The 26,702-nt window shown below is 55.4% G+C and carries 27 protein-coding genes; 9 read left to right on the top strand and 18 right to left on the bottom strand.

The genetic code is table 11. The features are described from left to right. Nucleotides 1-20: 20 nt before the first annotated feature. From AB1I49_RS08960 to AB1I49_RS08930, 7 genes are all read right to left on the bottom strand, one after another. Entirely contained in the window at nt 21-728 is a 708-nt protein-coding gene (locus AB1I49_RS08960) for a response regulator transcription factor (RefSeq protein ID WP_316609304.1), read from the bottom strand. Between the two features lie 36 nt (nt 729-764). After that, the gene (locus AB1I49_RS08955) at nt 765-2,096 is read right to left on the bottom strand and encodes a hypothetical protein (protein WP_407720764.1); all 1,332 of its coding nucleotides are present in this window, start codon (nt 2,094-2,096) and stop codon (nt 765-767) included. A gap of 19 nt (nt 2,097-2,115) precedes the next feature. After that, complete coding sequence (gene trmB / locus AB1I49_RS08950; protein WP_407720763.1) at nt 2,116-2,781, bottom strand: tRNA (guanosine(46)-N7)-methyltransferase TrmB; 666 nt, start codon at nt 2,779-2,781, stop codon at nt 2,116-2,118. An 85-nt stretch (nt 2,782-2,866) separates the two neighbouring features. Further along, on the bottom strand, nt 2,867-3,628 hold the full coding sequence (locus tag AB1I49_RS08945; RefSeq protein WP_186834275.1) for a Nif3-like dinuclear metal center hexameric protein: 762 nt from the start codon (nt 3,626-3,628) through the stop codon (nt 2,867-2,869). 1 nt (nt 3,629) lies between these two features. Further along, entirely contained in the window at nt 3,630-4,283 is a 654-nt protein-coding gene (locus AB1I49_RS08940) for a class I SAM-dependent methyltransferase (protein ID WP_186834276.1), read from the bottom strand. Next, nucleotides 4,280-4,474 (bottom strand): DUF1858 domain-containing protein, encoded by a 195-nt coding sequence (locus AB1I49_RS08935; RefSeq protein ID WP_186834277.1) that lies wholly within the window; start codon nt 4,472-4,474, stop codon nt 4,280-4,282. The genes AB1I49_RS08940 and AB1I49_RS08935 overlap by 4 nt, the downstream gene beginning before the upstream one ends. 75 nt (nt 4,475-4,549) lie before the next feature. After that, nucleotides 4,550-6,079: a YifB family Mg chelatase-like AAA ATPase gene (locus AB1I49_RS08930; RefSeq protein ID WP_186834289.1), complete on the bottom strand. Its 1,530-nt coding sequence runs from the start codon at nt 6,077-6,079 to the stop codon at nt 4,550-4,552. Between the two features lie 216 nt (nt 6,080-6,295). On the opposite strand from AB1I49_RS08930, the gene AB1I49_RS08925 reads away from it, so the two are divergent. The 7 genes from AB1I49_RS08925 (at nt 6,296) to AB1I49_RS08895 (ending at nt 12,476) form a co-directional block, all read left to right on the top strand. After that, on the top strand, nt 6,296-6,883 hold the full coding sequence (locus tag AB1I49_RS08925; protein ID WP_407720761.1) for a sigma-70 family RNA polymerase sigma factor: 588 nt from the start codon (nt 6,296-6,298) through the stop codon (nt 6,881-6,883). A 67-nt stretch (nt 6,884-6,950) separates the two neighbouring features. Beyond that, nucleotides 6,951-7,232, top strand: a complete 282-nt coding sequence (locus AB1I49_RS08920; protein ID WP_186834279.1) for a zinc-ribbon domain containing protein — start codon at nt 6,951-6,953, stop codon at nt 7,230-7,232. A gap of 292 nt (nt 7,233-7,524) precedes the next feature. Continuing rightward, nucleotides 7,525-7,977, top strand: a complete 453-nt coding sequence (locus tag AB1I49_RS08915) for a CtsR family transcriptional regulator (protein WP_186834280.1) — start codon at nt 7,525-7,527, stop codon at nt 7,975-7,977. 11 nt (nt 7,978-7,988) lie between these two features. Then, nucleotides 7,989-8,501 (top strand): UvrB/UvrC motif-containing protein, encoded by a 513-nt coding sequence (locus tag AB1I49_RS08910; protein WP_186834281.1) that lies wholly within the window; start codon nt 7,989-7,991, stop codon nt 8,499-8,501. Then, nucleotides 8,498-9,487 carry a protein arginine kinase gene (locus AB1I49_RS08905; protein WP_316609300.1) on the top strand — a complete coding sequence of 330 codons (990 nt, stop codon included), beginning with the start codon at nt 8,498-8,500 and terminating at the stop codon, nt 9,485-9,487. Before AB1I49_RS08910 ends, AB1I49_RS08905 begins: the two co-directional genes overlap by 4 nt. 42 nt (nt 9,488-9,529) lie before the next feature. After that, nucleotides 9,530-11,959 carry an ATP-dependent Clp protease ATP-binding subunit gene (locus AB1I49_RS08900; protein ID WP_407720760.1) on the top strand — a complete coding sequence of 810 codons (2,430 nt, stop codon included), beginning with the start codon at nt 9,530-9,532 and terminating at the stop codon, nt 11,957-11,959. Between the two features lie 181 nt (nt 11,960-12,140). Next, a complete protein-coding gene (locus AB1I49_RS08895; protein ID WP_316611415.1) occupies nt 12,141-12,476 on the top strand; it encodes a hypothetical protein in 336 nt (111 codons plus the stop codon). A 52-nt stretch (nt 12,477-12,528) separates the two neighbouring features. On the opposite strand, the gene AB1I49_RS08890 is transcribed toward AB1I49_RS08895, so the two are convergent. The 11 genes from AB1I49_RS08890 to AB1I49_RS08840 form a co-directional block, all read right to left on the bottom strand. After that, on the bottom strand, nt 12,529-12,807 hold the full coding sequence (locus AB1I49_RS08890; RefSeq protein WP_186834285.1) for a DUF4160 domain-containing protein: 279 nt from the start codon (nt 12,805-12,807) through the stop codon (nt 12,529-12,531). Then, nucleotides 12,791-13,063 (bottom strand): hypothetical protein, encoded by a 273-nt coding sequence (locus tag AB1I49_RS08885; RefSeq protein ID WP_186834286.1) that lies wholly within the window; start codon nt 13,061-13,063, stop codon nt 12,791-12,793. The genes AB1I49_RS08890 and AB1I49_RS08885 overlap by 17 nt, the downstream gene beginning before the upstream one ends. 147 nt (nt 13,064-13,210) lie before the next feature. Further along, entirely contained in the window at nt 13,211-13,864 is a 654-nt protein-coding gene (locus tag AB1I49_RS08880) for a V-type ATP synthase subunit D (protein ID WP_316609298.1), read from the bottom strand. A 128-nt stretch (nt 13,865-13,992) separates the two neighbouring features. Further along, entirely contained in the window at nt 13,993-15,369 is a 1,377-nt protein-coding gene (locus AB1I49_RS08875; protein WP_407720759.1) for a V-type ATP synthase subunit B, read from the bottom strand. Further along, nucleotides 15,369-17,135 carry a V-type ATP synthase subunit A gene (locus AB1I49_RS08870; protein ID WP_407720758.1) on the bottom strand — a complete coding sequence of 589 codons (1,767 nt, stop codon included), beginning with the start codon at nt 17,133-17,135 and terminating at the stop codon, nt 15,369-15,371. The genes AB1I49_RS08875 and AB1I49_RS08870 overlap by 1 nt, the downstream gene beginning before the upstream one ends. Nucleotides 17,136-17,145: 10 nt before the next feature. Further along, the gene (locus AB1I49_RS08865; RefSeq protein ID WP_316609294.1) at nt 17,146-17,469 is read right to left on the bottom strand and encodes a V-type ATP synthase subunit F; all 324 of its coding nucleotides are present in this window, start codon (nt 17,467-17,469) and stop codon (nt 17,146-17,148) included. Further along, nucleotides 17,462-18,433: a V-type ATPase subunit gene (locus tag AB1I49_RS08860; RefSeq protein ID WP_316609292.1), complete on the bottom strand. Its 972-nt coding sequence runs from the start codon at nt 18,431-18,433 to the stop codon at nt 17,462-17,464. Before AB1I49_RS08860 ends, AB1I49_RS08865 begins: the two co-directional genes overlap by 8 nt. Before the next feature lie 9 nt (nt 18,434-18,442). Continuing rightward, the gene (locus AB1I49_RS08855; protein ID WP_407720757.1) at nt 18,443-19,024 is read right to left on the bottom strand and encodes a V-type ATP synthase subunit E; all 582 of its coding nucleotides are present in this window, start codon (nt 19,022-19,024) and stop codon (nt 18,443-18,445) included. Nucleotides 19,025-19,071: 47 nt separating this feature from the next. Then, complete coding sequence (locus tag AB1I49_RS08850; RefSeq protein ID WP_316609289.1) at nt 19,072-19,545, bottom strand: V-type ATP synthase subunit K; 474 nt, start codon at nt 19,543-19,545, stop codon at nt 19,072-19,074. After that, nucleotides 19,545-21,533, bottom strand: coding sequence for a V-type ATP synthase subunit I (locus AB1I49_RS08845; protein ID WP_316609287.1), 1,989 nt, complete (start codon nt 21,531-21,533; stop codon nt 19,545-19,547). The genes AB1I49_RS08850 and AB1I49_RS08845 overlap by 1 nt, the downstream gene beginning before the upstream one ends. 41 nt (nt 21,534-21,574) lie before the next feature. After that, nucleotides 21,575-21,886: a hypothetical protein gene (locus AB1I49_RS08840; RefSeq protein ID WP_316611420.1), complete on the bottom strand. Its 312-nt coding sequence runs from the start codon at nt 21,884-21,886 to the stop codon at nt 21,575-21,577. 278 nt (nt 21,887-22,164) lie between these two features. Between AB1I49_RS08840 and ybaK the strand changes: the two genes are divergently transcribed. After that, on the top strand, nt 22,165-22,656 hold the full coding sequence (gene ybaK, locus AB1I49_RS08835; RefSeq protein ID WP_316609284.1) for a Cys-tRNA(Pro) deacylase: 492 nt from the start codon (nt 22,165-22,167) through the stop codon (nt 22,654-22,656). Then, nucleotides 22,653-26,687, top strand: coding sequence for an efflux RND transporter permease subunit (locus tag AB1I49_RS08830; RefSeq protein WP_407720756.1), 4,035 nt, complete (start codon nt 22,653-22,655; stop codon nt 26,685-26,687). The genes ybaK and AB1I49_RS08830 overlap by 4 nt, the downstream gene beginning before the upstream one ends. Nucleotides 26,688-26,702: the final 15 nt, after the last annotated feature.

The raw sequence follows: 26,702 nt of genomic DNA, 5'->3' as shown, positions 1-26,702 counted from the left end.
GTTCAATCTTTAATTCAGGGTTATTCGCCCGCGTCCCACTTATAGCCGAGACCCCAGACGGTGATGATGTGCTTGGGGTTAGAGGGTTCGTCCTCGACCTTCATGCGCAGACGGCGGATATTGACGTCGACGATTTTGTCCTCGCCGACATACGCGTCGCCCCAAACGTGGTTGAGAATATCGATTCTGTCGAGCGCGACGTTGGGGTTTGAGAAGAAGTATTCCATGATCTGGAACTCAACCTGGGTGAGCTCGATCATTTTGCCGTTCTTGAGCAGGGCGCGGTTGCGCAGGTTGAGGGTGAATTCGCCGCTCTTGAGCTCCTCCTTGAAGTTGTTCTCGTTTTTGGACTGCGCGAGCGCCACTCTGCGGTAGAGCGAGTCAACGCGCGCGAGCAGCTCGGAGGGTGAGAAGGGCTTTGCGACATAGTCGTCGGCGCCGAGCATCAGACCCGTGACCTTGTCCATCTCCTGGGTTTTGGCGGAGAGCATGATGATGCCGATGCCGCCGTTGCGGTTCCTCAGCTCCTTGCATACCTCAAAGCCGTTGATGCCTGGCATCATAACGTCGAGAATGGCGATATCAAAGTCGCCGTTGTGCTCGTCGTACTTGGCGAGCGCGGTTTCGCCGCAGTCCGCCTCGACAACGTCGTAGCCCGCGCGGGTCAGATTGATCACGACAAAATCGCGGATTGCCGCTTCGTCCTCACAAACAAGAATCTTTTTCATTTAATATTACCTCCGTTATCAAATCTGTTTTCCTGCTCAGCCCGTGTCGCCGAGGAGTGAAAATGATGTTTTTATTTCGTCATCAGTCAGTGAATACCAGCTGTCCTGGTCGGTGCTGTTTTTCAGGGCATAGGCGTAGCGGTTGTCGCGGTAGATCAGCGTGTAGCCGTCGGTTTCCTTGCCCTGCTCCCACTTTGCCGCCTCAAAGGCGCGTATCTCAAAAATCGGACTTCCGAGCGTTTTGCCCGTCCATTCAAAGAAGCGCATGGCGTTGTCCTCAAGCTGAGCGGTAAAGGTTTCCGCTTCCCAGTTCTCGTGAATCTTGACGCAGAAGTTGTACGCGGGATTGAGCGCGTAGTCGTTTTCGCGGACGAGTTCCTCGTTTGCTGCGTTAAACGTGTGGCGCGTCACCAGATCGGCGGTGTTTGCCCGCGCGTCTATATTTTCATACGGCAGCCTCTCGACAGTGGGAATGTCGATCAGGCCGTCGCTGTTGTTGTCTTCACAAAAGACCTCCGCGGTGCGCTGCGTAATGTTCCTCGCCTTTTCGCGGTAGAGAGGGTTTCGCAGCACGGCGAGGTCGCGGTTGTAGTAGATTATCTGGGTGCAGAGCTGTTCGTCTGCATACGCTCCGTCAACGGCTAATCCTCTGACGCCGCCTCCGAGCTCTCCGAAGATCACGTGGCGGAAGCTGACGACGCTCGGGTCCATCGCGACCGAGGACTTTGCGTAAAGCGCGCGCTTGTCGGCGTTATATTCGAGCAAAGTCGCCTTTGCCTCGTTGTCGGCGCTGTAGAGCGACAGGGTAACGACCTCGCTGCGGTCGCTCTGCTCGAGGCTTCCGCAGTAGAAGGCGGAGTAGCTCTGCCCCGCGGAGATTGAAGTCGTTTCGCCGTCGCGGTAGCTGTAGCAGGAGAGGAAGCTGACGTTGGGCGAGTAGGTGGTGTAGCCCGTCAAAATGTCGAGCCTGCCGCTGTCCGATATCTTGGCGAAGTCAACGCAGTCGACGTCGGTGGTTTCGGTGACGAAGTCGCCTGAGACCTTCCAGCCGTCGTCGGTCTCGTACATGACGAGCATGTGCAGTCTGGTCGCCTCGTCCTTGCCGCGGAAGAATGCGATCGCTTCGGCGGTGTCGTCGCCGTCGAGATCCTGCGTGATGATCGCGCTGCGGTAGTTGCCGTTTTTGGGATATTTGAGAATGTAGCTGCCCTTGGCGGATTCGGAAATCAGCTTTTCGATCTCCGCCTCGTCGCCCATGGTTTTGGGCGGGCGCAGGGCGTCGTCAAGGCCGAGCTCCAAAAAGCTGCAGCCGTTGGCGGAAAGCAGCATACACGCGCCGAGAATGGCGGCGGGTACTCTGAGCTTCAAGCCTTGTCACCTCTTTTGATCATTTTTGTTTTGCGATAAGGAATTTTATCTTCTTGCCCTCGTCCGAGAACATCTTCTCGTGCTCGGTCATGATGTTGCCCTCAAAGCCGCTTTGGTGCAGGTCGCGTGTGATGTAGGTGATCTCGTAGCCGCACTCGTTGAAGTACTCTACGCTCTCCTCAAACAGACCGTCGTCGTCTGTCTTGAAGCGGATTTCCGCGTCGGGGCTGAGGAAGCTCTTGTACATCTCGAGTTTGCGCGGATATGTCAGCCTGCGTTTTTTGTGTCGCTCGCGCGGCCAGGGGTTGCAGAAGTTGATGAACAGGCGTTCTATCCTGTCCTCGGGAGTGATGATTTTGTCGAGCTGCTCGACGTTGTAGTTGACGAGCAGAAGGTTGTCTATATCGTACTGAGTCTTGCCGTTTTCCTCAAACAGCTTTACTATGGTGCGTCTGCCTACTCCGAGCATGTCGATCTTGATGTCGACCGCGATGAGGTTGATGTCCGGGTTCTGCAGGGCGAACTGACCCGCAAAGCCGCCCTTGCCGCAGCCGATTTCAAGGCAGAGAGGCTGATTTTTTTTGAAGGCGTCGCGCCACTTGCCGGCGTTTTCTTCGGGATTTTTTACGAAGAAATCGCAAACACTAAGCTCAGGCGCAGCCCATTTTTTCTTTCTGATGCGCATAATTGCTCCTTATAACACAGTTATCATCTAATTATAGCATTTTGTAACCAATTATGCAATCTTTTTTTATAATCAGGGAGCGGCTTTACGCTAAAAATTTCACTTTGTCGCTGTAAGTTTGCGATTTTGTAAACTCGGTTTCGGGAAATCTTTCGCTCAGCTTATCCTTCAGCGGGTTGATTACAATGTCTTCACTTTTGAAATGCCCCGCGTCGATCACGGCGATACCCAGCTCGTTCGCCGCGTTTATCTCGTGGTGCTTTATCTCGCCCGTGACAAGCGCGTCGGCTCCGATTTCGGCGGCGGCAAAGATGTCCGAACCGCCCGCGCCGCTCGAAACCGCGACCTTTCTGACCGTACCCCTGCCCTCGGTGTAGCGCAGACCCTCGCAGCCGAGGTTAACCTTCATGCGCTTCGCAAGCTCCGCGGCGGTGATTTCCTTGTCGAGCGTGCCGAAGAACAGAGCGTCGCCGCAGTCAGCGCGCGTAACCCCGTCAAGACCTGCCGCCCTTCCGAGGCAGATGTTTACCCCGAAGTCCTCACCGAGGTCGAGGTTTGTGTGCATGCACAGCGCCGCGATGCCCTTCTGAGCGAGCAGATAGGGAACAGAGCGTGTGCCGAGCCGTCTAATCGGCTGAAAGATAACGGGGTGGTGGCTGATTATCAGCTCACAGCCCATTTTAGCCGCCTCGTCGACGACCTCTGCGGTAATGTCGAGGGTGAGCAGTACTTTTTTTACGCATAAATGCGCATCGCCCACGATCAGACCGCAGTTGTCAAAATCCATCGCGGTGCATAGCGGGGCGAAGCTCTCAAAAAAATCTATAATATCCTGAATTGTCGTCATATCATTCTCCTGTCGCTTTTTGCAGCCCGTCCGCGAGCGCGGCAAAGCGCGCATCACCCCTTGACTGCTTTCTCAGCCGCCCGATGTGGGCGTTCACAAAGCGGAGATGCGTTGCGTTTTTCCGCGGACACAGCTCCCCGAGGTACGGGTAAAGCTCTGAGCGCGTCTTGTTTTCACCTGTATACGCGGCGAGGATAACGGTGTAGCATTTTCCGGAAGCCACACAGCAGTCCTGCCGCAGGATCGAGTAGCCGTTGTCGCACAGCCACTCAATGAGAATCTCACTTTTGGTCATCGGCTGCAGTATCCAGCGCTTGTCCTTATCCCTTGAGAACGCGCAGCTGCCGATGATTTTTGCTATCAGCTCGCCTCCCATGCCAGCGATAACGATGTCGTCCGCTTCGCCGGCGGAGATCTCGCTCAGTCCGTCGCTGAGCCGGGTGGTGATCCTGTCACTGAGCCCCGCTTCCTCAACGGTGAGCTGACCGCGGCTGAGAGGTTCGGGATTGATGTCCGCCGCAATCGCCGACGGGCAGACGCCATTGCGGCACAGCCACACGGGAAGATATGCGTGGTCTGTGCCGATATCCGCGAGCCTCGCGCCCTGACGTACAAACGAGGCGCAAAGGCTCAGACGGCTGTCGGGCTCTCTCACTTTACTGCCGCGTTGAGCGCCTCAATGAGCGCGTCAGCGTCCGCTCCGTGAACCATGCAGGCTTCCTCGATGGTCTCTCCGCGTGAAGCGGGGCAGCCGAGGCAGTGCATGCCGATGCTCAGGAAGAGCTGTGCGGTTTCGGGGTGTTGGTCGAGTACGTCGCCGATGATGTCGTTCTTGGTAATAGCCATAATTATAACCTCCGTTTTTAGCTTGCGGCGGCTGTTTTCAGCCGTCCGTCTGTATGTTAATGATATTTTCTTGCTTTAGTTTTCCCAGTATTTTCTGTCCAGGCTGCGGTACCGAACCGCCTCCAGAACGTGGTTTGATTTAATGACCTCGCTCTGATCGAGGTCGGCGATCGTCCGCGAAACCTTGAGCACTCTGTCATATGCTCTCGCCGTCAGACCGAGCTTTTCAAAAGCGATTTTGAGCACGTTCTCGGCTTCCTTGTCGATCACGCAGAATTTTTGAAGCTGCGCGGCGTTGATTGTCGCGTTGCTCATAGTGTCGCTGCCCCTGAACCGCTCACGCTGCATTTCGCGCGCGTCGTTGACGCGTTTTTTGATATCCTCCGAGGACTCCGCGCTGATATCGCTGCGCAGCTCCTCGAACTTGACCCTCGGCAGCTCGACGTGAATGTCAAAGCGGTCGAGCAAAGGCCCCGAAACGCGGTTGAGATAGCGGTGTATCTTCTGCGGCGAGCAGGTGCATTGGTGGGTATCGTCGCCGAAATAGCCGCACGGACACGGGTTCATCGCCGCAATGACCATCATCGAGCAGGGATAGGTGCAGGTCTGACCCGAGCGAGTGATGGTGATTTCGCCGTCCTCGATCGGTTGTCTGAGCACCTCGAGCACCGAGCGCTTGAACTCCGGCAGCTCGTCGAGAAAGAGCACGCCGTGGTGTGCCATCGACACCTCGCCTGGGTGTATACCGTTTGAACCGCCGCCGCCCAGACCGACTGCCGAGACGTTGTGGTGCGGAGAGCGGAAGGGTCGGGTGGTGACTAAGCCTTCTCCGTGCAGAATACCCGCGATCGAGTGGATTTTCGTCGTTTCAATCATTTCCTCAAAGCTCATATCGGGCAGGATCGTCGGCACACGCTTAGCGAGCATGCTCTTGCCCGAACCGGGCGGGCCTATCATCAGGATATTGTGGGAGCCTGCCGCGGCGATTTCGAGCGCGCGCTTTGCAAGCTGCTGACCCTTGACCTGAGAAAAATCGGGGACGAACCTCGCGGTATCGCTCTCGTTCTTCGGCTCGGGCTTTACGGGCTGCAGGTCCTTTTCGCCGTTGAGGAACCGCTTGAGCTCAACGATGTCGCGGACGGTGTAAACGTCGATCCCGTCCACCACAGCCGCTTCCTTTGCGTTCTGCGGCGGCACGACGACCCTTTTCAGACCCGTCTCGCGCGCCTTAATGACCATCGGAAGCACACCGTTAACGCTCCTGAGCTCACCGCTTAAAGACAGCTCGCCTATAAATCCGCAGTCGCCGGTATTTTTCATTATGTGACCGCTTAAAAGCATCAGACAGACCGTGATAGGCAGGTCGTAGATAGGGCCTTCCTTGCGGATATCCGCGGGCGCGAGGTTAAAGGTGAGGTGAGAGGAGCAGATTTGCAGTCCGCAGTTCTTCATAGCGCTCGTAACCCTGTCGCGGCTCTCCTTGACGGAGGCGTCGGGCAGACCTACAAGGTCAAATTTTGGCATTCCTCTCGTTGAGGACGCCTCAACTTCTACCAAATAGCCGTCAATGCCGTTTATTCCGAAGCTGATAGTCTTTACAACCATTCCCATTCACCAACCCTCGGGTATTTTTTCTATTATATCACTTATGTCGGAAATTTACAAGCGCAATCTGTCATTTTTACTAAAAGTCGTATAGATTATGCACAATTTCTTTCTAATTAATAATGCACAATTACAAAAAACTAAAAACAGATTGACTTTATCTTAAAAATATTGTATTATTTTGTTATAAGGATATCATTGTGATGGGGTGGAAAAGTGAGCGATGCAAAGAACTTTTACAGCACACTTTCCGATGATGTTCTTGCGCTGCGCACAAGGGACGGCGATGAAAGGGCTTTTAATGAGCTCGTCATGCGCTATTTGGGCAGAATCAGCTTTATCGCCCGCAAGTACTCAGCGCGCGGCTACGACCATAAGGATTTCGTCCAGGAGGGTCTTGTCGGCCTGTTTCATGCGGCGCGAAGCTACCGCACCGACAGCGAGGGTTCATTCGCGGGATACGCTATGCTTGTCGCCGAGCGCAGGTTTATCTCCATCATCCGCAGACAGTCCGCACTCCGTTCAGTCCCCGATACGGCGATAGTCGATATTGACTCGCTCACCTCTGAGCCTGCCGATTCCTCAAAGAATCCCGAGGAGGAGCTTATGCTCAGGGAGCAGCTCAGACATGTGTACGCGCGCCTGCGCGAAACGCTCTCAAAGCGCGAGTTTGAGGTACTCGGACTGTATGTCGACGGACTGAGCTACAGCAGTATTGCCGAGCGGCTCGGAATCACCACTAAGGCGGTGGACAACGCCCTGCAGAGGGTTCGCCGCAAGGTATCTGGCTTCGATATGTCCTGATTAGAACAGACAGCGGTGCGATTCCGCTGCAGGACAATTATTATGTACCAAAGAGAGGACGAAAACAATGTACGAGGACAAGACTTTAGTCTGCAAGGAATGCGGCAACGAGTTCGTATTCACAGCAGGCGAACAGGAATTCTATGCCGAGAAGGGCTTCGAGAACGAGCCCCAGCGCTGCAAGGAATGCCGTCAGGCCCGCAAGAATGCCGCTAAGGCAGGACGCGAGTTCTATGACACCGTTTGCGCAGAGTGCGGCGGCCCCGCCAGAATTCCCTTCAAGCCCATGGAAGGCAAGAGCTACTACTGCAGCGATTGCTTCGCCAAAAGAAAAGCAGATGCTGAATAATTTGTAATTAATGCGCGCTTTTTCTATTATTAATATGAACGCTTAGCACTGTAGGCGGTGAGTTTTGCTCACCGCCGTCTTTCTTTTTAAAGGCGGAGAAAGCGCCTGCTGCACCAAAGTCAGAAAAAGTCAAAAAATTTTAAAAATCGTGGAAACGAGAGAATACGCGAGAAAACGGGAGTATGAATGAGATTAGCACGAAAAACCTGACTTTAATTGACTTTGACTTTGCCTGACCTTGACGCTATAATGTAATCAAAGCTCCGAAAGGGGCAGGAAAGAAGGGTCAAATATGAGAATGAGTGATTTGGTAACACAGTACATTTTGAATATGCTCGAGGCGCAGGACGGCAGCGCCGAGATCAAGCGAAACGAGCTGGCGGGTTCTCTGGGCTGCGTGCCCAGCCAGATAAACTACGTCATCACCTCGCGGTTCACGCCCGAGCAGGGCTACATCGTCGAGAGCCGGCGCGGCGGCGGCGGATATATCCGCATCAGCCGCGTGAAGATGGATAAGGGCACGACCATAATGCATATCATAAACTCGGTGGGCAATAATCTTGACAAGGCGACCGCCGAGGCTATGCTCAACAATATGCTGCAGCAGAACATCATGGAGCTTCAGGCGGCGAAGCTGATAGCGGCGGCGCTGTCTGACCGCACCCTCGCCTCTGTCGAGCAGGAAAAGCGCGACAGACTGAGGGCTGATCTGTTCAAGAACATGGTCATCACACTTAATAATTAGGAGGTATATGTATGAGAAAATGCGATAAATGCGGCGCTCAGAACGCCACGACACACGTCAAGACTATCATAAACGGCGAGCTTACGGAATACGACCTCTGCTCCGCCTGCGCCCACAAGCTGGGCTACACAAACGTATTTGCCGATTTCGAGAGCGACTTCCCTAGTCTCCTCGGCAGCTTCTTCGGAAATGTCCTTCCCGCGAGAACCCAGTCAACGCGCTGCGAGTTCTGCGGCACGACCTATGCCGAGATCGCGAACAGCGGCCACGTCGGCTGCGCTAACTGCTACTCGCTCTTCGCCGACAGGCTCAACCCCTCGATCGTCAGGATCCACGGCAACGCCGCCCACTGCGGTAAGCACAGCAAGGCTCTGGAGCAGGAGAAGTCACAGCCGAAGGAACAGCCGAAGCAGGAAACCGTAAAGGAACTGCAGGCACAGCTCGAGAAGGCGGTTGCCCGTCAGGACTTCGAGAAGGCGGCTGAGCTTCGCGACAAAATCAGGGAAATGGAGGGTTCAAAATGAGTGATATCGTAATTTCTACCAGAGTCCGCCTCGCGCGGAACTTAAAGGATTATCCGTTCCCGTGCAGACTTAACAGACAGGGAAGAGAGAAGGTCATCGAGAGCGTGCGCGACGCCTTGATCAACGGCAACAGCGCGATCGCCGGCGATTTCAGCTTCATCAAAATGAGCGAGCTCGACCCTCAGCAGAGCGTATCTCTCGTCGAGAAGCACCTCGTCAGCCCCGAGTTCATCAGCGACTCCGAAGGCAGAGCGTTACTGCTCAGCAAGGACGAGAGCCTTAGCATCATGCTCAACGAGGAGGATCATATCCGGCTGCAGGTTATCAAGAAGGGTCTTGCTCTTGAGGAAGCATATGACATCGCCGATAAGCTCGACACTCTCCTAGACGAGCGGCTTGAGTTTGCCTTTGACGAGCGGCTCGGATATCTGACACAGTGTCCGACGAACCTCGGCACAGGTATGAGGGCGTCTGTAATGCTCCACCTTCCTGCGCTTGAAAAGAGCAAGGTCATCAGCCGTATCAGCGGCAATCTCAGCAAGCTCGGACTGATTATCCGCGGCGCTCACGGAGAGGGCACCGAGCCTAAGGGCGCGATGTACCAGCTCTCGAACCAGATCACCCTCGGAATCTCCGAGAAGGCGGCGATCGAGAACCTCAAGAACATCGCGAACCAGCTGATGATCCAGGAGGAACAGGCGCGCGAGCGTATCTGTTCGAGCATCGACGTCCGCGACACGATAGCGCGCAGTCTGGGAATTCTCCGCTCGGCGCTCGTTATCACACACGACGAAGCGCTTAAGCTTCTTTCAAACGTTCGTCTCGGCATATCATCGGGACAGATAAAGGACGTGACGGCGGCGCAGGTCGACGAGCTTATGACAGCCGTAGAGCCCGCGACGCTCAGCGTAAATCTGGGCAAAACCCTTTCGCCGCATGACCGCGACATCGAAAGGGCGACGCTCCTGCGAAATAAACTCGCATAATTTTGGGTTATATAATAAATTGATTACTAAACATGGGGGTGTATGTATATGTTCAACATCGAAGGCTTCACTCAGAAAGCAAACAAGGCGGTAAACCTCGCGGTTCAGTCCGCCGAAAGCATGGGTCAGAACTACGTTGGCACCGAGCACATTCTTCTCGGTCTTGCAAAGGAAGGCACAGGCGTTGCAGCCGAAGCGCTCAAGGCATGCGGTCTCAACGCGGCTGACCTCGAAAGCAGAATCAGAAGCACCGGCTCGGGCTATCCTACAAAGCTCTCGCCAAACGCCTTTACTCCGCGCACAAAGCGGCTTTTGCAGACGGCTGTTTCCTTTGCGGCGCGCACAGGCGGCTACGTCGGCACAGAGCATATCCTGCTCGCGATTCTCTATGAGCAGGACAGCTACGCCCATAGCTTCCTCCGCGACATGGGAGTAGACATCAACCGCCTCGCTGAGCAGCTCAAGAGCTCCTTCGGCACTCAGCAGAGCGGCGGCGTATCTCAGCCTGACGGTTCCGAATCGGGCGGCGGCTCCGCTCTCGAGAAGTTCGGCAGGGATTTGACGCAGGCTGCGAAGAACGGCGAAATCGACCCCGTCATCGGCAGAGAGAAGGAAATCGAGCGCGTGATCCAGATCCTCTCGCGCCGCACAAAGAACAACCCCGTCCTCATCGGCGAGCCGGGCGTCGGCAAAACCGCCGTAGCCGAGGGACTCGCACTCGAGATTTCCGCGGGCAATGTCCCCGAAATCCTACGCGACAAGCGCGTTGTCACCCTCGACCTCACAGGCATGGTCGCGGGCGCGAAGTACCGCGGCGACTTTGAGGAGAGAATCAAGGCGGCGATTGACGAGGTCAAGCAGAGCAAGAACACGATTCTCTTTATCGACGAGCTCCATACAATCATCGGCGCGGGCGCGGCAGAGGGCAGCGCGGACGCCGCGAATATTCTCAAGCCCTCGCTTGCGCGCGGCGATTTCCAGGTGATCGGCGCGACAACCCTCAACGAGTACCGCAAGTACATCGAGAAGGACGCGGCTCTCGAGAGACGTTTCCAGCCCGTCAAGGTCGGCGAGCCCACTCAGGAGCAGGCTATCGCGATTCTCAAGGGTCTGCGCGACAAGTACGAGGCTCACCACAAGGTCAAGATCACCGACGAGGCGATCGACGCTGCCGTCAAGCTCTCCTCGCGATACATTGCCGACCGCTACCTGCCCGACAAGGCGATCGACCTCATCGACGAGGGCGCTTCAAAGGTTCGCCTCAAGTCCATGACATCTCCCGACAACATCAAGGAGCTTGAGCAGACCCTCGAGCAGTACGAGCAGGAGAAGGCGAGCGCGGTCAACGAGCAGGATTTCGAGCGCGCGGCAAAGCTCCGCGACGAGCAGAAGGAGATTCAGAAGCGCCTCGACGACGCCCGCAAGAACTGGAAGGACACTCAGAAGGACAGCTGCGGAGAGGTCGACGCCGAGGTTATCGCGCGGATCGTCTCCGACTGGACGGGCGTGCCTGTAGTTCAGCTCACCAAGGAGGAGAGCGAGCGGCTGCTCAACATGGAGCAGGTTCTCCACGAGCGCGTAGTCGGTCAGGACGAGGCTGTCACATCTATCGCCAAGGCTATCCGCCGCGGCAGGGTAGGTCTTAAGGATCCCAAGCGTCCCGTCGGCTCGTTCATCTTCCTCGGCCCCACAGGCGTCGGCAAAACCGAGCTGTGCAAGGCTCTTGCTCAGGCTATGTTCGGCGACGAAAACGCCATGCTCCGCCTCGATATGTCCGAGTACATGGAGAAGCATACGGTCTCCAAGCTCATCGGTTCGCCGCCCGGATATGTTGGTTTTGACGAGGGCGGTCAGCTCACCGAGAAGGTCCGCAGAAAGCCCTATTCGGTAGTCCTCTTCGACGAAATCGAGAAGGCTCATCCCGACGTGTTCAACATGCTCCTGCAAATCCTCGAGGACGGCAGACTTACCGACTCCCAGGGCAGGACGGTCGATTTCAAGAACACCGTTATTATCATGACCTCCAACGTCGGCGCAAGGCTGATCACCGACCACCAGAAGGCGCTCGGCTTCGTTCAGAACGAGGACAGAGAGGAGAAGGACGTAAAGCAGCTTGTCCTCGGCGAGCTCAAGAAGGTATTCCGTCCCGAGTTCCTCAACCGTGTTGACGACATCATTGTGTTCAACAAGCTCACTCAGAACGAGATCAAGGAAATCGCGAAGAAGATGCTTGACACCCTTGCAAAGCGTCTGAAGGCGATGAATATCGAAATCAGCTTCACCGACGCGGCTATCACCGCCATCGCCGACAAGGGCTTTGACGATGCATACGGCGCGAGACCGCTCAGACGTGCGATTCAGAGCGAAATTGAGGATACTCTCTCCGAGTACATGCTCGACGGCAAGGTTGTGTCCGACTCCAAGGTCACCTGTGACTTTATCGACGGCAGGTTCGATTTCAAAACCGAATAATTCTAATATAGAAAAAAGCCTGACTTTTTACGAGTCGGGCTTTTTGTTAGAATCGGTTGACAGCGGCAATATACCGTGATAGAATAAAGTTACAGAATTGTAATCTCTGGAGGTGTATTATGGGTTTAAAAATCAGAAGGAAGCGCTGCTTGGTATTATCGCCGTAGTAGCGGTGATATTTGTGCTGAACCTTTTCCATGTGTTCAATATCTTTTCCTGCAACCCCTTCGCGAATCAGGCTCAGGTACGTTTTTACGACGAGATCGAGCCCGTGAACGAGGAGGATTCCGTGCGCCTGAGAGAGCTGCTTTACGGCAAGCCGCTTCACTATGATTCTCCGTCCTGCGGATTTGGCGAGGATGTCAGCGTTTCGTTCGGCGGCGATACGTTCATGCCAGCGCGCGACGGCGATGACATTGTAGAGAACAATGGAAAATACCTTACCCTAACTAAAGCCGAGAACGAGGAGTTTCACGAGATTTTAGAAAAATATGGGGTCACTTTCCCGTGCGTGTGAACGATAATTTTCAAATAAAAAACCCTGACCTTTTTGCGGTCAGGGTTTTGCTTTAGCAGTAGTAACGGATTTCCCCAAAAAAAGAGAGCCATTTTTCAATGATGATAAAGCTGTTTGCTTCGATTGCCTTGCTTAGATAGTTTATCGTTACGTTATTATAGCATGAATTGTTGTTTGCAAGCAGGCATCTGCCTGATTTTGTTATCCAGAACTTAGTAGTGTCCGCAGAGGGCTTTCCTTTGGCTACGTGAACGTGAACAGGTTCAAGCGGTTTGTTTTCATTCGCCCAGAAGTACACGATATAGGAGCCTATTCTAAAAACCTGAGGCATTGTCAAATCCTCCGTTTTGCGAAAGCTCCAGAATCAGGTGGGCGTTGTTTTCAATAATCTTCCGATATTTTTCTATCTCTTCTTCCGAGAAACCGAAAATGTCCTTCCATTCGTAATTCGGAAGATAGCAGGTCGCGTAGTGAAAGCCGTCGTTTTCGTCAGGCTTTTCGATATAAACTTTAACCGAGTTATTCTCACTCATTTCGGAATGAACGATTTCCGTTTCGTCGTCGAGCGTTAGATATGGATACATCATAAGCGGCACCTCCGTTACTGTTATTTTATCATAGTCCGCAGGTAATTTCAATAACCAAAATCCGGAACGGAGCGACCCTAAATTTTCCGGTTTTCGTTTTCAATTTTCAAATAAAAAACCCTGACCTTTTTGCGGTCAGGGTTTTTCTCATGCCGAATAGTGGTGCGCCTTGTCGAGGAGCATGTCTTTAACCTTCATCAGCCGTGTGCGGCTGGAGCGGTCGTTTTCCTCGAGCTTCATGGAGATGTACTTGATCGTCTCCTGATAGCGCGGAATCATTACGTGCTCGAGCGAGTTAACGCGCCTGCGGGTCTTTTCGATCTCCGCCGACATCAGCTCGCAGCTCTTTTCGTACTGAGCGAGCTTGATAAGGTCGGGAAGCACCGTATCGAGGCTCGTAACAGCGTCGTCGAGCTCAAAGGAAGTGAACGCGAAGCCGTAGGGGAAGATATCGCCCTTGTCGGCGGTGCGCGTCTCGGTCTCAAACTGCGGAATCTCTACGCTCATGACATTTTTGGAGCCGATCTGAACTCCGATCTGCTGCTTTGGCGAGAGGAGAGCCGCGTCGAGAGCCTCCTTGCTCATTACGGCGCTGGCGTTGACGAAGTGCGCGTTGCAGTGTTCAAGCTCCGCCTCAACCTTTTCGCGAAGGTCGCGGGTCTCGCGGATCAAGTCAAGAAACTGCCTCATCAGCTCGTCACGCTTGTCCTTGAGCATTTTATGTCCGCGCACAGCGGTTGTGAGCTGCTTTTTGAGCTTGCTCAGCTGCATGCGCGTCGGATTAACATTCATTACTGCCATTTTTTTACCTCCGTGAAGACAGGTTCGACTGAATTAACATGACGGTTGCCCGCGTCAGACGTTGCTCTGAATCGGGCTGCGCCAAGTTGTTGCCCGAGAATTTATCTTTTCTCGGGCGGCTGTTGTCGTCAAGCCTTCTTCGGGTAATATTTGTCAAGCATATCGTCCTTGATACGTTTCAGCTCGGAGCGCGGCAGGATCGCCAGCAGCTTCCAGCCGATGTCGAGGGTCTCCTCGATAGAGCGGTTCGCCTCGTAGCCCTGGGAGATGTATTCTCTCTCGAACGCCTCAGCGAACTCAGCGTACTTCTTATCCATGTCGGTGAGAGCCGCCTCGCCGAGAATAACCATCAGCTCGCGCGCGTCCTTGCCTCTCGCGTAAGCCGCAAAGAGCTGGTTCATGGTCGCCGCGTGGTCCTCTCTTGTTCTGCCGGGTCCGATACCCTTGTCCTTGAGTCGCGAAAGTGAGGGAAGAACGTCGATCGGCGGAGTAACGCCCTTGCGGTACAGCTCACGGGAGAGAATGATCTGACCCTCGGTGATGTAGCCCGTAAGGTCGGGGATCGGGTGGGTCTTGTCGTCCTCGGGCATGGTGAGGATCGGGATAAGCGTGATAGAGCCGTCCTTGCCTCTGAGTCTGCCCGCTCTCTCGTAGAGGGTCGCGAGGTCTGTGTACATGTAGCCGGGGTATCCGCGTCTGCCGGGAACCTCCTTGCGCGCGGCGGAAACCTCACGCAGAGCGTCGGCGTAGTTAGTGATGTCGGTCATGATGACGAGAACGTGCATGCCGAGGTCAAACGCGAGATACTCGGCGGCGGTCAGCGCCATCTTAGGGGTTGCGATTCTTTCGATTGCGGGGTCGTTCGCGAGGTTCACGAACATTACGGTACGGTCAATAGCGCCTGTTTCCTTGAAGGACTGGATAAAGTAGTCTGATTCCTCGAAGGTGATACCCATTGCGGCGAATACGACCGCGAACTGCTCGTCCTTGCCGCGGACGGCAGCCTGACGTGCGATCTGAGCAGCGAGCTGTGCGTGGGGCAGACCGGAAGCCGAGAAGATAGGCAGCTTCTGACCTCTTACGAGCGTGTTAAGACCGTCGATAGCGGAGATACCCGTCTGGATAAACTCCTGCGGATAGTTTCTCGCGGCGGGGTTCATGGGTGTGCCGTTAACGTCGAGGCGCTTTTCGGGGATGAGCGCGGGGCCGCCGTCGATCGGGTTGCCCAGACCGTCGAATACGCGCGAGAGCATATCAGATGAAACGGGAAGCTCCATTGAGCGACCCAGAAATCTTACCTTTGAATCGGCGAGGTTGATACCTGCCGCGGAATCGAAGAGCTGTACGAGAGCGTTGGTGCCGTCGACCTCAAGCACCTTGCAGCGGCGGGTCTCGCCGTTCGGAAGCTCGATTTCGCCGAGCTCGTCATACTTGACGCCGTCGACGTCGCTGATCATCATCAGAGGTCCCGCGACCTCGCGTATGGTGCGGTATTCCTTTGGCATCAGTCATCACTCCTTTTCAGTACGTCTGCAATTTCGCTGTCGAGCTGCGCCTGGATCGAGTCGAACTCAGCGGCAACCTTGTCCTCAGGCTCGTACTTGTAACGGCCGATTCTCTCTCTTACGGGCATATTTACAAGCAACTCGATGTTCGCGCCGTTCTGCAGAGCCTCAAGAGCCTTGTCGTAGAAGCTGAGGATAGCGCGCATCATAAGCACCTGCTTGGGCAGCGAGGTGTAGGTGTCGGTGGGGTCGAAGGCGTTCTGGTGCAGGTAGTCCTCACGGATAGAGCGCGCGGACTCGAGCTTGAGTCTGTCGGGCGCTGAGAGCGCGTCCATACCGACGAGATTTACGATCTCCTGCAGCTCACTCTCGTCCTGGAGCAGAGCCATCAGTCTGCCGCGAAGCTCCATGAAGTCGGGAGCGGCGTTTCCCGAGAACCACTTTGTGAGCTGGTCGGTGTAGAGCGAGTATGAGGTCAGCCAGTTTATAGCGGGGAAGTGGCGCTTGTAGGCAAGAGCCGCGTCAAGACCCCAGAATACCTTTACGATACGGAGAGTCGCCTGAGATACAGGCTCGGAGATATCACCGCCGGGAGGGGAAACCGCGCCGATAACGGAGAGCGCGCCTTCGGTGTCCTCTGTGCCGTTTACGAGCACGCGGCCTGCTCTCTCGTAGAACTGAGCGAGACGGCTGCCCAGATAAGCGGGATAGCCTTCCTCACCGGGCATTTCCTCGAGACGGCCGGACATCTCACGGAGAGCCTCAGCCCAGCGGGAGGTAGAGTCAGCCATCAGAGCTACGGTGTAGCCCATGTCGCGGAAGTACTCAGCGATAGTGATACCTGTGTAGATAGAAGCCTCACGCGCCGCAACGGGCATATCGGAGGTGTTCGCGATAAGCACGGTTCTCTCCATCAGGGAGTTGCCTGTGCGCGGATCCTTCAGCTCGGGGAACTCATTGAGAACGTCGGTCATCTCGTTGCCGCGCTCGCCGCAGCCGATGTAAACGATGATGTCGGCGGCAGCCCATTTAGCGAGCTGGTGCTGAACGACGGTCTTGCCTGAACCGAACGGGCCGGGAACAGCCGCAACGCCGCCCTTCGCGAGGGGGAAGAGGGTGTCGATCGGGCGCTGACCCGTGGTGAGCAGAATGTCGGGAGAGAGCTTCTTTTTGTAGGGTCTGCCAACGCGGACAGGCCATGTGGTGAACATTTTGATTTCCTTGTCGCCGTCGTCTGTTTTAATAACGGCAACAGCCTCGTCGATCGTGAATTCGCCCTCGTTGATCTTAACGAGCTCGCCTTCGATCTTGTTGGGAACGAGGATTTTGTGGAGCACGGCAGCTGTCTCCTGAACGGTGCCGAGAATGTCGCCGCTCGTGAGCTTGTCGCCGATTTTCGCTGTGGGACTGAACTTCCACTTCTTGCTGTGGTCGAGCGCGGGAACATCAACGCCTCTCTTGAGGTTGGTGCCCGCGACCTTCATGATCTCATCGAGAGGTCTCTGGATACCGTCGTAGATCGCGCCGATAAGACCGGGACCAAGCTCAACGGAGAGCGGAGCGCCCGTGGACTCAACCTTTTCGCCGGGGCCGAGACCCGAGGTCTCCTCATAGACCTGGACAGATGCCCTGTCGCCGTGCATCTCGATGATTTCGCCGATCAGACGCTGCTCGCTGACGCGCACAACGTCGAACATATTCGCGTCGCGCATACCCTCTGCGATGACGAGAGGACCCGCGACCTTGGTTATAATTCCTGTTTTCAATTAATACACCTCAATCGTTGAAGATAATGTCGGAGCCGACCGCTCTTTCGACAAAGGACGAAAGCCGCGATCTGCCTGTATTCAGGCTGCCTCTGACACCGGGAATGGGGATAATGGCGGGTGTGAGCCTCTCCTCATACCGCGCCCTGTCCTTTTCAACCGAGTTGTAAACCTCCTCGGTGAGGTAGATAATCGCGTAGTTGTCGCCGTCCGCGATGTTGCGCAGCAGGTGAGCCGCCTGTTCGTTGTCGTCGCAGGGAAAGATGTCGAGTCCGATTGCCGAGAAGCCCTTGATGGTTTCGGCGTCGCCGATAACGGCAATATTCTTAGCCATAAATCTCACGCAGCCTTTCCCTTATAGTATCGGCGTCGGTTTTTGTACGTACGCCGCTCTGAATGATGTGGATAACCTTTTTTTCTATCTCGCTGCCGAGGTAATAGCCCAGCAGCGGCTCCGCGCCTTCGCCCGCGCGCTTGCAGCTTTCCTTCGCAAGGAGGATAAGGCGGTTGTCGACCCAGCGCTCAAATGCCGAGGGTGACTCCTTATACGCTTCCATAGCCTTTTTGCAGTCGTAGTCGGGGATTTTTGACAGTTCGGTGACGAGCGCGTCGATTCCCTTGACAGCAGCTGCGATCAGCGCGTCCTTGCGGAAGCCTTCATAGCGCACGAGAGCGCGCTTGAGGTATTCGCGGTTAGCGCCTGTTCTCGCGGCGCGGAGAACGGTTTTTATGTTGCAGTAGAATACAAAGTTTTTGATATACGCTTCAAGGAAGCGCGACTCTCCGCTGTCGCCGATGCGCAGCATCTCGAGCATAGCCGCCTTGTCGACATAAGCGTCCGAGCGTCTCGCGTCGCCGGTGTGGGCTAGAGCCTCATACGCCTTGTCGGCGTTCACTCTGAGCCACTCGGGCAGCAGGTTCATGAGCCTGCTCTCGATCGCCTTCTTCATCACGGGGATATCGACGGTAGACGGAGTGACGAGCAGGTGCTCATAATCCCTGTCAGCCATCGTGCCCTTGAGGATCACCTTGAAGTTGTGAACGTCGTTCTGAATAAGGAACGGATCGAAAATCGAGAAATCGGGAGCCGTAGCCCTGAGATAGCTCCAGAGCTGAGCGGTGTGGGAGCTGAGGATCTCCTCAACGGTCTTGCCTTCGCCGTAGCCCTTGTCGCTGAGCATAGAAGCGATCTCTGCCTCGCTCTTGAGCGAAAGGAGCTGCTCGATGTCGGAGCGCGTCAGAAGATTTTTCTCTCTCGCGCGGACGGAGCCGATGGAATATTCATATGATAACGCCATAGCTCCCCCTTACTGCTCAAAAAGCTCGCGGTTGATCAAATCCTCGATTTCGTCGCGGCGGGCGTTAATGAGCGCACGGAAGTCCATATTTTCCTCGATGTCTCCGCTCTTGAGCACGAAGCCGCCGAGGATATCTGCGGGAGTATTTGAGACCGAGGCGTCAAGTCCCGCCTCGCGGATCTTGCCCTCAAAGTCTTGGGGCAGTCTCTGTAAATCCTTATTGTTTAGCAGGATCTCGCCGCTTTTGCCCTTTAACTGGGCGGCGAGCCTGTAGATAGCCTGAAAGTAATCGCCGTCGGGCAGCCCGAGGAAGTAGTCGAGCAGCGCGCCGACCGTCTTGTCGATCTCGCTTCTGCGCTGTCTGAGGAGCGCGTTGCGGATCTCAAGCTCGCAGCGGCTGAGTGACGCCGTCTTTGTCTGACGGAGCTTCTGCTCGTTTTTCTCGACGATGACCTTGACTCTCGACTGCGCTTCCCTGTCAGCCTCCGCCATAACGGCGTCGCGCGACTTGTCTGCCTCAAGGCGGATAGCCTTTACCGCCTCGTCGCAGTCGGTCTTAATTCGGTTGAGTATAATTTCTCCGCCGTTCATGCTTTCACCTCTTTTAATAGTTTGTCAGCGAATATTCAGCGGACAAATCAGATTGCCAGGTTGGGGATCTGGATTACAACGAGAAGTGAAACGATGAACGCGAGAAGAGCGTAAATCTCAACGAGGGTTACGGAAACCATGCCCTTTGAGAAGTTTTTGCTGTCCTTTGCGCTCATAGCGATACCCGAAACAGCCGCCTTGCCCTGAGCGATACCCGAGAAGAGACCGCCGAGACCGATAGCGAGTGACGCGCCGAGGAAGCAAAGACCCTGAGCGAGTGTGGGAGCGCTGCCGCCGAGAACGCCGCAGCTTACGAGAATAAGGAAGCCTACGATGAAGCCGTACAGACCCTGTGTGCCGGGGAGAAGGGTGAGAACGAGCATTTTACCGAACTGGGAGCTGTCCTCGGAGAGAACGCCCATAGCCGCCTGAGCAGCGCCGCCTACGCCCTTTGCAGAGCCGATACCTGCGAGAGCAGTTGCGATTGAAGCGCCTAAAAGCGCGAAAAACATACCATCCATTATTTGTTATCCTCCTGAATTTTAATGTATTTACTCTGAAGCGAGAACGGCTCGAACTCCTTGCCGCCGCCTTCGTAGAATTTGCTGAACATCTCAACGTACTGCAATCTCATCGTGTGAACGTAAGAGCCGAGGGCGTTGAGTCCTATGTTGATCAGGTGACCTGCGATGAAGATGATCACCATGAAGATGAATCCAACCACGCTTTTGCCCATCATGGTCGCGAGCATATTGAATACCTGCGCCATAACGCCGGTCGTCAGACCGAGAGCCAGCAGACGCGAGTAGCTGAGCAGGTCGCTGATGTAGCTTGTAACGTCGTAAAGTGACGCGAGACCGCCGATAGCCTTGCCGACGATGCCCTTCTTGCCGCGTCCCTGAGTGAGCACAAGACCGACAGCGCAGCCGATAGCGATTACCGCGCCGACCGTAACAAGTACAGGAGCGAGGAACATTCCCGCTGCGAGAACCGCTAAGCCGATAAGCAGCAGCATCCACAGTCCCGTGTCAAAGAATGCCGCGGCGTAGTCCTTCTCGCGGAAGCAGACCACGAACTTGCAGCCCATGCCGACGAGAATATGCACCAGACCGAAGGCGATAGAGATCACCATCAGCAGCAGCGCGTCCTTCTGCGGGTCGAGAGTCGGCCACGGCAGAAGCTTTGCCATCGTCATGTCGGTAGTGCCCGCGAAGTAGTTGTACAGAGAAGCGGGCGCGTCGCCGAAGATAGAGCCGAATACCAGACCCCAGACGGTGGTTGAAATGCCGCAGTACTGGAAGAGCTTGAGGTTGTTGCGCATCTTCTTGTCGGGCTTGAACACCTTGAGGGCGATGCCGATAACTATAACCATCAGCAGTCCGTAGCCCGCGTCTGAGAACATCATTCCGAAGAAGAAGTAGAAGAAGAACGCGAGCAGCGGCGTCGGGTCGAGGTCGCCCTTGCCGGGCGGCGAGTACATCGTCAGAATGCCCTGAGCGGGCTCGGCGAATTTGTTGTTTTTGAGCTTGACGGGAGCGTCGTCGCCGGCATCCTCAAAGTCGACTGTGCAGGTCGCGACTCTCTCGCACAGCTCTTTTAGCTTTTCGCAGTCGTCCTCGGGGACAAAGCCCTCGATGATGAATACGTGCTTTGAGTGGTCGAGGTTGTTTATCACGTTGTACTTGTCCGCTCTTATGCGGAAGTAGTCCTGAGTGATCTTGATGTCGCTGCGCCTGGGTACTAAGGACTTGATCTCGTCCTCAGCCATTTCGTTTTCGAGCCTGAGACGTTCGCTCTTTTCGCGGAGTCTTTCCGACTTGACCTTCGGGATTTTGCTCGTGGCTCCCATAGGTCTCGCAAAGCCGAGGGTACGCAGTACGTCCTCAGCCATTGTCCTTTGGCTCTGAGGAACGAAGATGACGGCGCAGGTCATCGCTTCCTCGCTGTGATCGATTTCGGTGACGAATTCGAGCTTCGGGTTCTCCGCCGCTATCGCTTCCTTTAGAGCTGCCTCGGAGTACTGCTCGGGGAAGGTGCCGACAAAGACGGCGGTGGATTTGGTTTCTGTCGTGTTGAGCGGGATATCGAGTTTCTGCCAAGCCTCGAGCTGTACGAGCTGAGTCGCGATCCTCGTCCTCTCGGCGGAGTTGTCGCTGCGCTTCTTGTCGAGCTCAGCGAGCCGCTTGCAGATCGAGATGACCTCGCCCGACTTCGCAGCGATCTCGCCGATCTCGTCGGGGTCGACCTCGCGTCTGCCCTTAAGGGAGGCTAGCATTCCGCCCTTTTCGGGAGAAACGCTGTCGAGGATCTTAAGCGCCTGTTCCGTCAGTGTGACGTTGCGCTCAAAGACCTGCATTGGCCGGCTCATATCAACGCGCTCAAAACCGCTGCGGGATTTTTCGACCCTCTTTATCTGAACGAGCGCGCTGTCCTGCAAGTGCTCGAGCAGCCGCTTTCTGTCCTGACGGAGGGCGACGATCCTGACGGTTTTCATTTTTGCTTTTGCCAAATAGCTTCACCACACTTTTGATGATAGTTTTGTTTTTTAGTTTAACGCAGAATTGCTTCCGCCGCGTCGAGGACAACCCTGCCGCGGTTTTTCTCAGCGGTCGCCGAGATATCCGCGCACTGCGAGCCTGCCGAGGCTCTGGCTTCCTCAAGCGCCTTTTCCGCCTCAGCCCTTGCCTGCTCCAGCGACCTTTCGCACTTCTCGCGGGCAGCCTGTTCGCGCTTTTCAATCAGCGCGGCGGCGTCCTTTTTTGCCTGCGCGGCGCGCTCCTGAGCGTCTGCCTTTGCCTGTGCCTCACGCTCGCCGCATTCTTCCTCGGCGGCGCGGATAGCGTCCAATATATCCTTAGCCATAGTCTCTCCTTTCCGTAAGATGAAGGATTGCTTACGATTAATAATCGTTGACTGACCTATATAACAATAAATATACCACATTTTGACGGAGAAATCAATAAAAATATTCATTTTCAACTGTACAAATTCATCAAAGTGCGGCTATTTTTGACAGTTTTGCAATCCTGATGAAAAAATGTGCATAAACCGATTTTTGACTGAATTATGTCGAAGCGGTTGACAGCGAATGCCAAACATAATAAAATAAAACCAAACCGAAATGTATGGAAGGTAAACATATGAAAAAAGAGATAAAAACCAACGTCATGCGCCTGCTCGAGCGCGAGGGTGTGGATTATATCGCCCACGAGTACCCGCACGGCAAGGAAGCGGTCGACGGCGTGACGGTAGCGTCCCTTTTGGGGCAGGATCCCGCCTGCGTGTTCAAGACTCTGGTGACAAAGGGACACAGCGGCGGATACTTCGTGTTCGTCGTGCCCGTCGAAAAGGAGCTTGACCTCAAGAAATGCGCTCGCAGCGTGGGTGAGAAGAGCGTCGAGATGATTCACGTCAGGGACATCACAAAGGTCACGGGATATGTGCGCGGCGGCTGTTCGCCGCTGTGCATGAAGAAGCCTTATCCAACGGTTTTCCACGAGAGCGCGGGCAGTATTGACCGCATCATCGTCAGCGCGGGCAAAATCGGCTATCAGATCGACCTTGCGCCCGGGGATCTGCTCAGGCTTTCGAATGGCACGCTTGCCGACATCATCAAACAGGAGAGTATATGATTTCAAAATTCAGTGTAAAAAAACCGATGACGATATTCGTTGCGGTGATAATGGTGATCGTGCTCGGCGTTGTGGCTTTCACGCGGATGACGCCCGATTTGCTGCCGAACATGGACTTGCCCTACGCGATGGTACTGACCACATATGCCGGTCAGACTCCCGAAACCGTCGAAAAGGAAGTGACAAAGCCGCTTGAGCAGTCGCTCGCAATAGTCGACGGCGTAAAGCAGCTGACCTCGCAGTCGGCTGAGAACTATTCGCTCCTTATAATCGAGTTCAACGACGGCACCGACATGAACACCGCGACGGTGGATATGCGTACGTCGATCGACGCCGTAGCCGACGCGTGGAGCGACACGATAGGCACGCCGTATCTCATCAAGCTCAACCCGAATATGCTGCCCGTCGCGATGACGGCGGTGGACTATGAGGGCAAGGACAGGGGCGAGATCTCGTCATTCGTCAGCGACGAGCTGATCAACAAGCTCGAGGGCGTTGACGGCGTTGCATCCGTGTCAAAGAAGGGCTTGCTCACCGAGCGCGAGAACATTGTGCTCTCGCAGAAGAAGCTCGATAAGCTGAACAAAAAAATAACCGCCGCGCTCGACAGCAAGTTTGCCGACGCGGAGGATAAAATCAAGGAAGCGCGTTCCGAGCTCGACAAGAATGTCGCCGCCGCCGAGGACGGCGCGGGAGTTATCTCGTCCTCACTCGACGAGATTTCGAACCAGCAGGCGCAGCTCGGCGAACAGCTCGCGGACGCTCAGACTCAGGCGGACGACGGCAAGACAAAGATGCTCTCCGCGAAGATGGAGCTGCTCGATCAGAAGGCTTCTCTTGCGCAGACAAAGCAGGTGCTCGAACTCAGCTCCAACGCTCTGCTCACGATAAAGGCGGGCTACAACGACCTGCTCAAAACAAAAGCCGAGCTGAGCGACCGCATAGACGCGCTGACGAAGCTCAACGACCGCTACATCTCGGCGCTCGAGGAGCTTTTAAGCCCCGAGACGACCCCCGAAAGGCGGCAGGAGCTCAATGACGAGCTAGAGAAAATCGACAGGGAGCTCGAGCCGTACGGTATAAAGAAGGAAGGGCTGGCGGCTGCTATTGCGGCTGCGAATGCGGCTCTGGCGCAGGCGGATTCCTCTATCGGGGAGCTCAACCAAAAGCTGCGCGACCTCGGAACGGACTTTGACTCAATCGATAATACGATAAACAGCCTCAGCGAGCAAATCGCGCAGATTAACTCGGGCATTGAACAGATAGACGCGGCGATTTCGGGACTTGACGACCAGACTCTGACCGTCAGCCAGGCGCTCGCGACGATAAGTCAGCAGCAGTCGAACGCGGACTTCCAGATGTCCTCGGCAGTTGCGGCGCTGACCGCGAAGCAGACCGAGGTGACCGCGGCTGCGGCACAGCTCGACGCGGCACAGAAGGAGCTTGACTCCTCGCTCGAGCAGATTTCAGAGCAAAAGAAAACCGCTGCGGACGCGGCTGATATGGACGGCAAGGTCACGCTCGACAACGTGTCGGGTATTCTGATGGCTCAGAGCTTTTCGATGCCTGCGGGCTATGTCAGCGACGACAACGGCGGCAGGTATCTTGTACGCGTCGGCGACGAGGTTCGTTCGGAACAGGCTCTCAGCGACCTTGTGCTCTTTGACACGAAAATCGACAGCGTCGGCGTTGTCAGGCTCAGCGACGTTGCCGACGTTTTCATAAGCGACAACTCCGACGAGATCTACGCCAAAATCGACGGCAACGACGGCGTTATACTCAGTTTCTCGAAGCAAAGCAACATCGCGACCTCGACCGTCTGCAACAACCTCAACGCCGAGATGCGCGAGCTCGAGGAAAAGTACGACGGACTGAAATTCAGAAATCTCTACAGCCAGGGCGACTACATAGCAGTCATCATCGGCAGCGTGCTCCAGAACCTGCTGATGGGCGCGGTCTTGGCGATAATCATACTGTTCCTGTTCCTGCGCGACATAAAGCCCACGGTTATCGTCGCGTGCTCGATACCCGTCAGCGTGATTTTCGCGATAGTCATGATGTATATCAGCGGCATTTCGCTCAACATGATCTCGCTCTCGGGACTCGCGATAGGCGTCGGAATGCTCGTCGACAACTCGGTCGTCGTAATCGAGAATATCTACCGCCTGCGCTCAAAGGGAATATCTGCACCCGCTGCGGCGGTGAACGGAGCGCGTCAGGTCGCGGGCGCGATAGCCGCCTCGACACTGACCACGATCTGCGTTTTCGTCCCGATCGTCTTTGTACAGGGACTCACGCGCCAGCTCTTTGTCGACATGGCGCTCACTATCGGCTATTCGCTGATCGCAAGCCTTATCATCGCGCTGACCTTGGTGCCTGCGATGAGCCAGCGGATGCTCCGCAAAATCCGCGACACAAAGCAGGGCGAGGGAAGGATGCTTCGCACCTACGAGCGCAGCCTGCGGTTCGTGCTGCGCCACAAGGCCGTTTCAATCATAGTGGTAATCGCGCTGCTCTTCGGCAGCGGACTCGCGGTATTCTCCCGCGGCTTCAGCTTCATGCCCGAGATGAGCGGCACCGAGGTCTCGGTGAGCGTAACGCTCTCGGACAACGCGACCTTTGACGAGACCGTCGAGGCTGCGGAGAAGGTTAACGAGGCTATGCTCAAATACGACGAGTTCGAGACAGTCGGCGTTACCGTCGGCGGCTCGATGTCGCTGATGGGAATGTCTTTCGGCGGTTCCTCGGGCGACGCTGGCAGCATCACCGCCTACGGCGTGCTCAAGTCCGACGCGACAAAGAAGGGAGCCGAGATCTCGAAGAAGCTCGAGGAGGAGCTTGACGGAATCGGCGAGATAACAATGGGCGGCTCGACGACCTCGATGTCCTCAATGCTAGGCGACGGCAGCGTCCAGCTCAGGCTTATCGGCGACGACCTGCCAAAAATGCAGGAGGCGGCGAAGGATATCGCGGCTAATATGGAGGAGCTCGACAGCGTTTCGGAGTCCGACAGCGGCATGGGCGCGACTTCTCCCGAAATCAAGGTCACTGTTGACAGAGCGAAGGCTGCGGCAAAGGGTCTGACCGTCGCTCAGGTGTTCCAGCAGGTCGCGGCGGCTGTCTCAGAGGAAAAGACCTCCGTCACACTGCGCGGCGAGGACGGAAAGAATATCGACGTTGTGATCGTCAAGGACGATTCGAACAAGACGACCTCAGACACAGTCGGCAGCATTGACCTCACCTATACGGATTCCGAGGGCAAGGAGAAAAAGACCTCGCTCTCGTCTGTGGCGGATATCGATGAAGCGGAGACGCTCGACATGATTCGCCGCACCGACCAGAAGCGCAACCTGATTATCTCGGGCACGGTCGCAGATGGTTACAGCCTGACCTCCGCGACAAACGACGTGCGCTCGATGATGGATTCCTACGACCTGCCCGCGGGCTGCACGGTCGAGTACGACGGCTCCGACAAGATGACGATGGAAGCCATGCAGCAGCTCTCGCTCATGCTCTTGCTCGGCGTTGTGATGATTTATCTCATCATGGTTGCGCAGTTCCAGAGTCTCAAGTCACCGTTCATCATCATGTTCACGATCCCGCTTGCGTTCACGGGCGGCTTCCTCGGACTTCTCGTCACGGGCTTCGACGTCAGCGTAATCTCGATGATAGGCTTCGTAACGCTTTGCGGCATCATTGTCAACAACGGCATAGTTCTCGTCGACTACATCAACGTCCTGCGGCTCGGCGGCAAGGAAAGGGTAGAGGCGATCGTCGAGGCAGGCAAGACGCGTATGCGCCCGATATTCATTACGGCTTTGACTACGGTTCTAGGCTTGTCGGTAATGGCTCTCGGCATCGGAACGGGCGCTGAGATGATGCAGCCGCTCGCGATAGTATGTATCGGCGGACTGCTCTACGCGACGTTCATGACGCTCTTTGTCATTCCGCTGATTTACGATGCGTTCAACAAGAGGGAAATGAAGCGTGTTGAGGAAAAGGAGCTTGAGCTTCCGGAAGGCATGATATAATATGAAAAACGGAGA

Source organism: Ruminococcus sp. NATIVEDY160, from assembly GCF_045819885.1.
Classification (GTDB): Bacteria; Bacillota; Clostridia; order Oscillospirales; family Acutalibacteraceae; genus Ruminococcoides.
This window is presented reverse-complemented; position numbering and strand designations above follow the sequence as displayed.

What these genes read in the sequence shown, in the direction of transcription:
- AB1I49_RS08960 (WP_316609304.1), bottom strand. Translation starts at nt 728, where the DNA reads ATGAAAAAGATTCTTGTTTGTGAGGACGAAGCGGCAATCCGCGATTTT.
- trmB (WP_407720763.1), bottom strand. Translation starts at nt 2,781, where the DNA reads ATGCGCATCAGAAAGAAAAAATGGGCTGCGCCTGAGCTTAGTGTTTGC.
- AB1I49_RS08945 (WP_186834275.1), bottom strand. Translation starts at nt 3,628, where the DNA reads ATGACGACAATTCAGGATATTATAGATTTTTTTGAGAGCTTCGCCCCG.
- AB1I49_RS08935 (WP_186834277.1), bottom strand. Translation starts at nt 4,474, where the DNA reads ATGGCTATTACCAAGAACGACATCATCGGCGACGTACTCGACCAACAC.
- AB1I49_RS08930 (WP_186834289.1), bottom strand. Translation starts at nt 6,079, where the DNA reads ATGGTTGTAAAGACTATCAGCTTCGGAATAAACGGCATTGACGGCTAT.
- AB1I49_RS08920 (WP_186834279.1), top strand. Translation starts at nt 6,951, where the DNA reads ATGTACGAGGACAAGACTTTAGTCTGCAAGGAATGCGGCAACGAGTTC.
- AB1I49_RS08915 (WP_186834280.1), top strand. Translation starts at nt 7,525, where the DNA reads ATGAGAATGAGTGATTTGGTAACACAGTACATTTTGAATATGCTCGAG.
- AB1I49_RS08910 (WP_186834281.1), top strand. Translation starts at nt 7,989, where the DNA reads ATGAGAAAATGCGATAAATGCGGCGCTCAGAACGCCACGACACACGTC.
- AB1I49_RS08905 (WP_316609300.1), top strand. Translation starts at nt 8,498, where the DNA reads ATGAGTGATATCGTAATTTCTACCAGAGTCCGCCTCGCGCGGAACTTA.
- AB1I49_RS08900 (WP_407720760.1), top strand. Translation starts at nt 9,530, where the DNA reads ATGTATATGTTCAACATCGAAGGCTTCACTCAGAAAGCAAACAAGGCG.
- AB1I49_RS08890 (WP_186834285.1), bottom strand. Translation starts at nt 12,807, where the DNA reads ATGCCTCAGGTTTTTAGAATAGGCTCCTATATCGTGTACTTCTGGGCG.
- AB1I49_RS08885 (WP_186834286.1), bottom strand. Translation starts at nt 13,063, where the DNA reads ATGATGTATCCATATCTAACGCTCGACGACGAAACGGAAATCGTTCAT.
- AB1I49_RS08880 (WP_316609298.1), bottom strand. Translation starts at nt 13,864, where the DNA reads ATGGCAGTAATGAATGTTAATCCGACGCGCATGCAGCTGAGCAAGCTC.
- AB1I49_RS08875 (WP_407720759.1), bottom strand. Translation starts at nt 15,369, where the DNA reads ATGCCAAAGGAATACCGCACCATACGCGAGGTCGCGGGACCTCTGATG.
- AB1I49_RS08865 (WP_316609294.1), bottom strand. Translation starts at nt 17,469, where the DNA reads ATGGCTAAGAATATTGCCGTTATCGGCGACGCCGAAACCATCAAGGGC.
- AB1I49_RS08860 (WP_316609292.1), bottom strand. Translation starts at nt 18,433, where the DNA reads ATGGCGTTATCATATGAATATTCCATCGGCTCCGTCCGCGCGAGAGAG.
- AB1I49_RS08855 (WP_407720757.1), bottom strand. Translation starts at nt 19,024, where the DNA reads ATGAACGGCGGAGAAATTATACTCAACCGAATTAAGACCGACTGCGAC.
- AB1I49_RS08850 (WP_316609289.1), bottom strand. Translation starts at nt 19,545, where the DNA reads ATGGATGGTATGTTTTTCGCGCTTTTAGGCGCTTCAATCGCAACTGCT.
- AB1I49_RS08840 (WP_316611420.1), bottom strand. Translation starts at nt 21,886, where the DNA reads ATGGCTAAGGATATATTGGACGCTATCCGCGCCGCCGAGGAAGAATGC.
- ybaK (WP_316609284.1), top strand. Translation starts at nt 22,165, where the DNA reads ATGAAAAAAGAGATAAAAACCAACGTCATGCGCCTGCTCGAGCGCGAG.
- AB1I49_RS08830 (WP_407720756.1), top strand. Translation starts at nt 22,653, where the DNA reads ATGATTTCAAAATTCAGTGTAAAAAAACCGATGACGATATTCGTTGCG.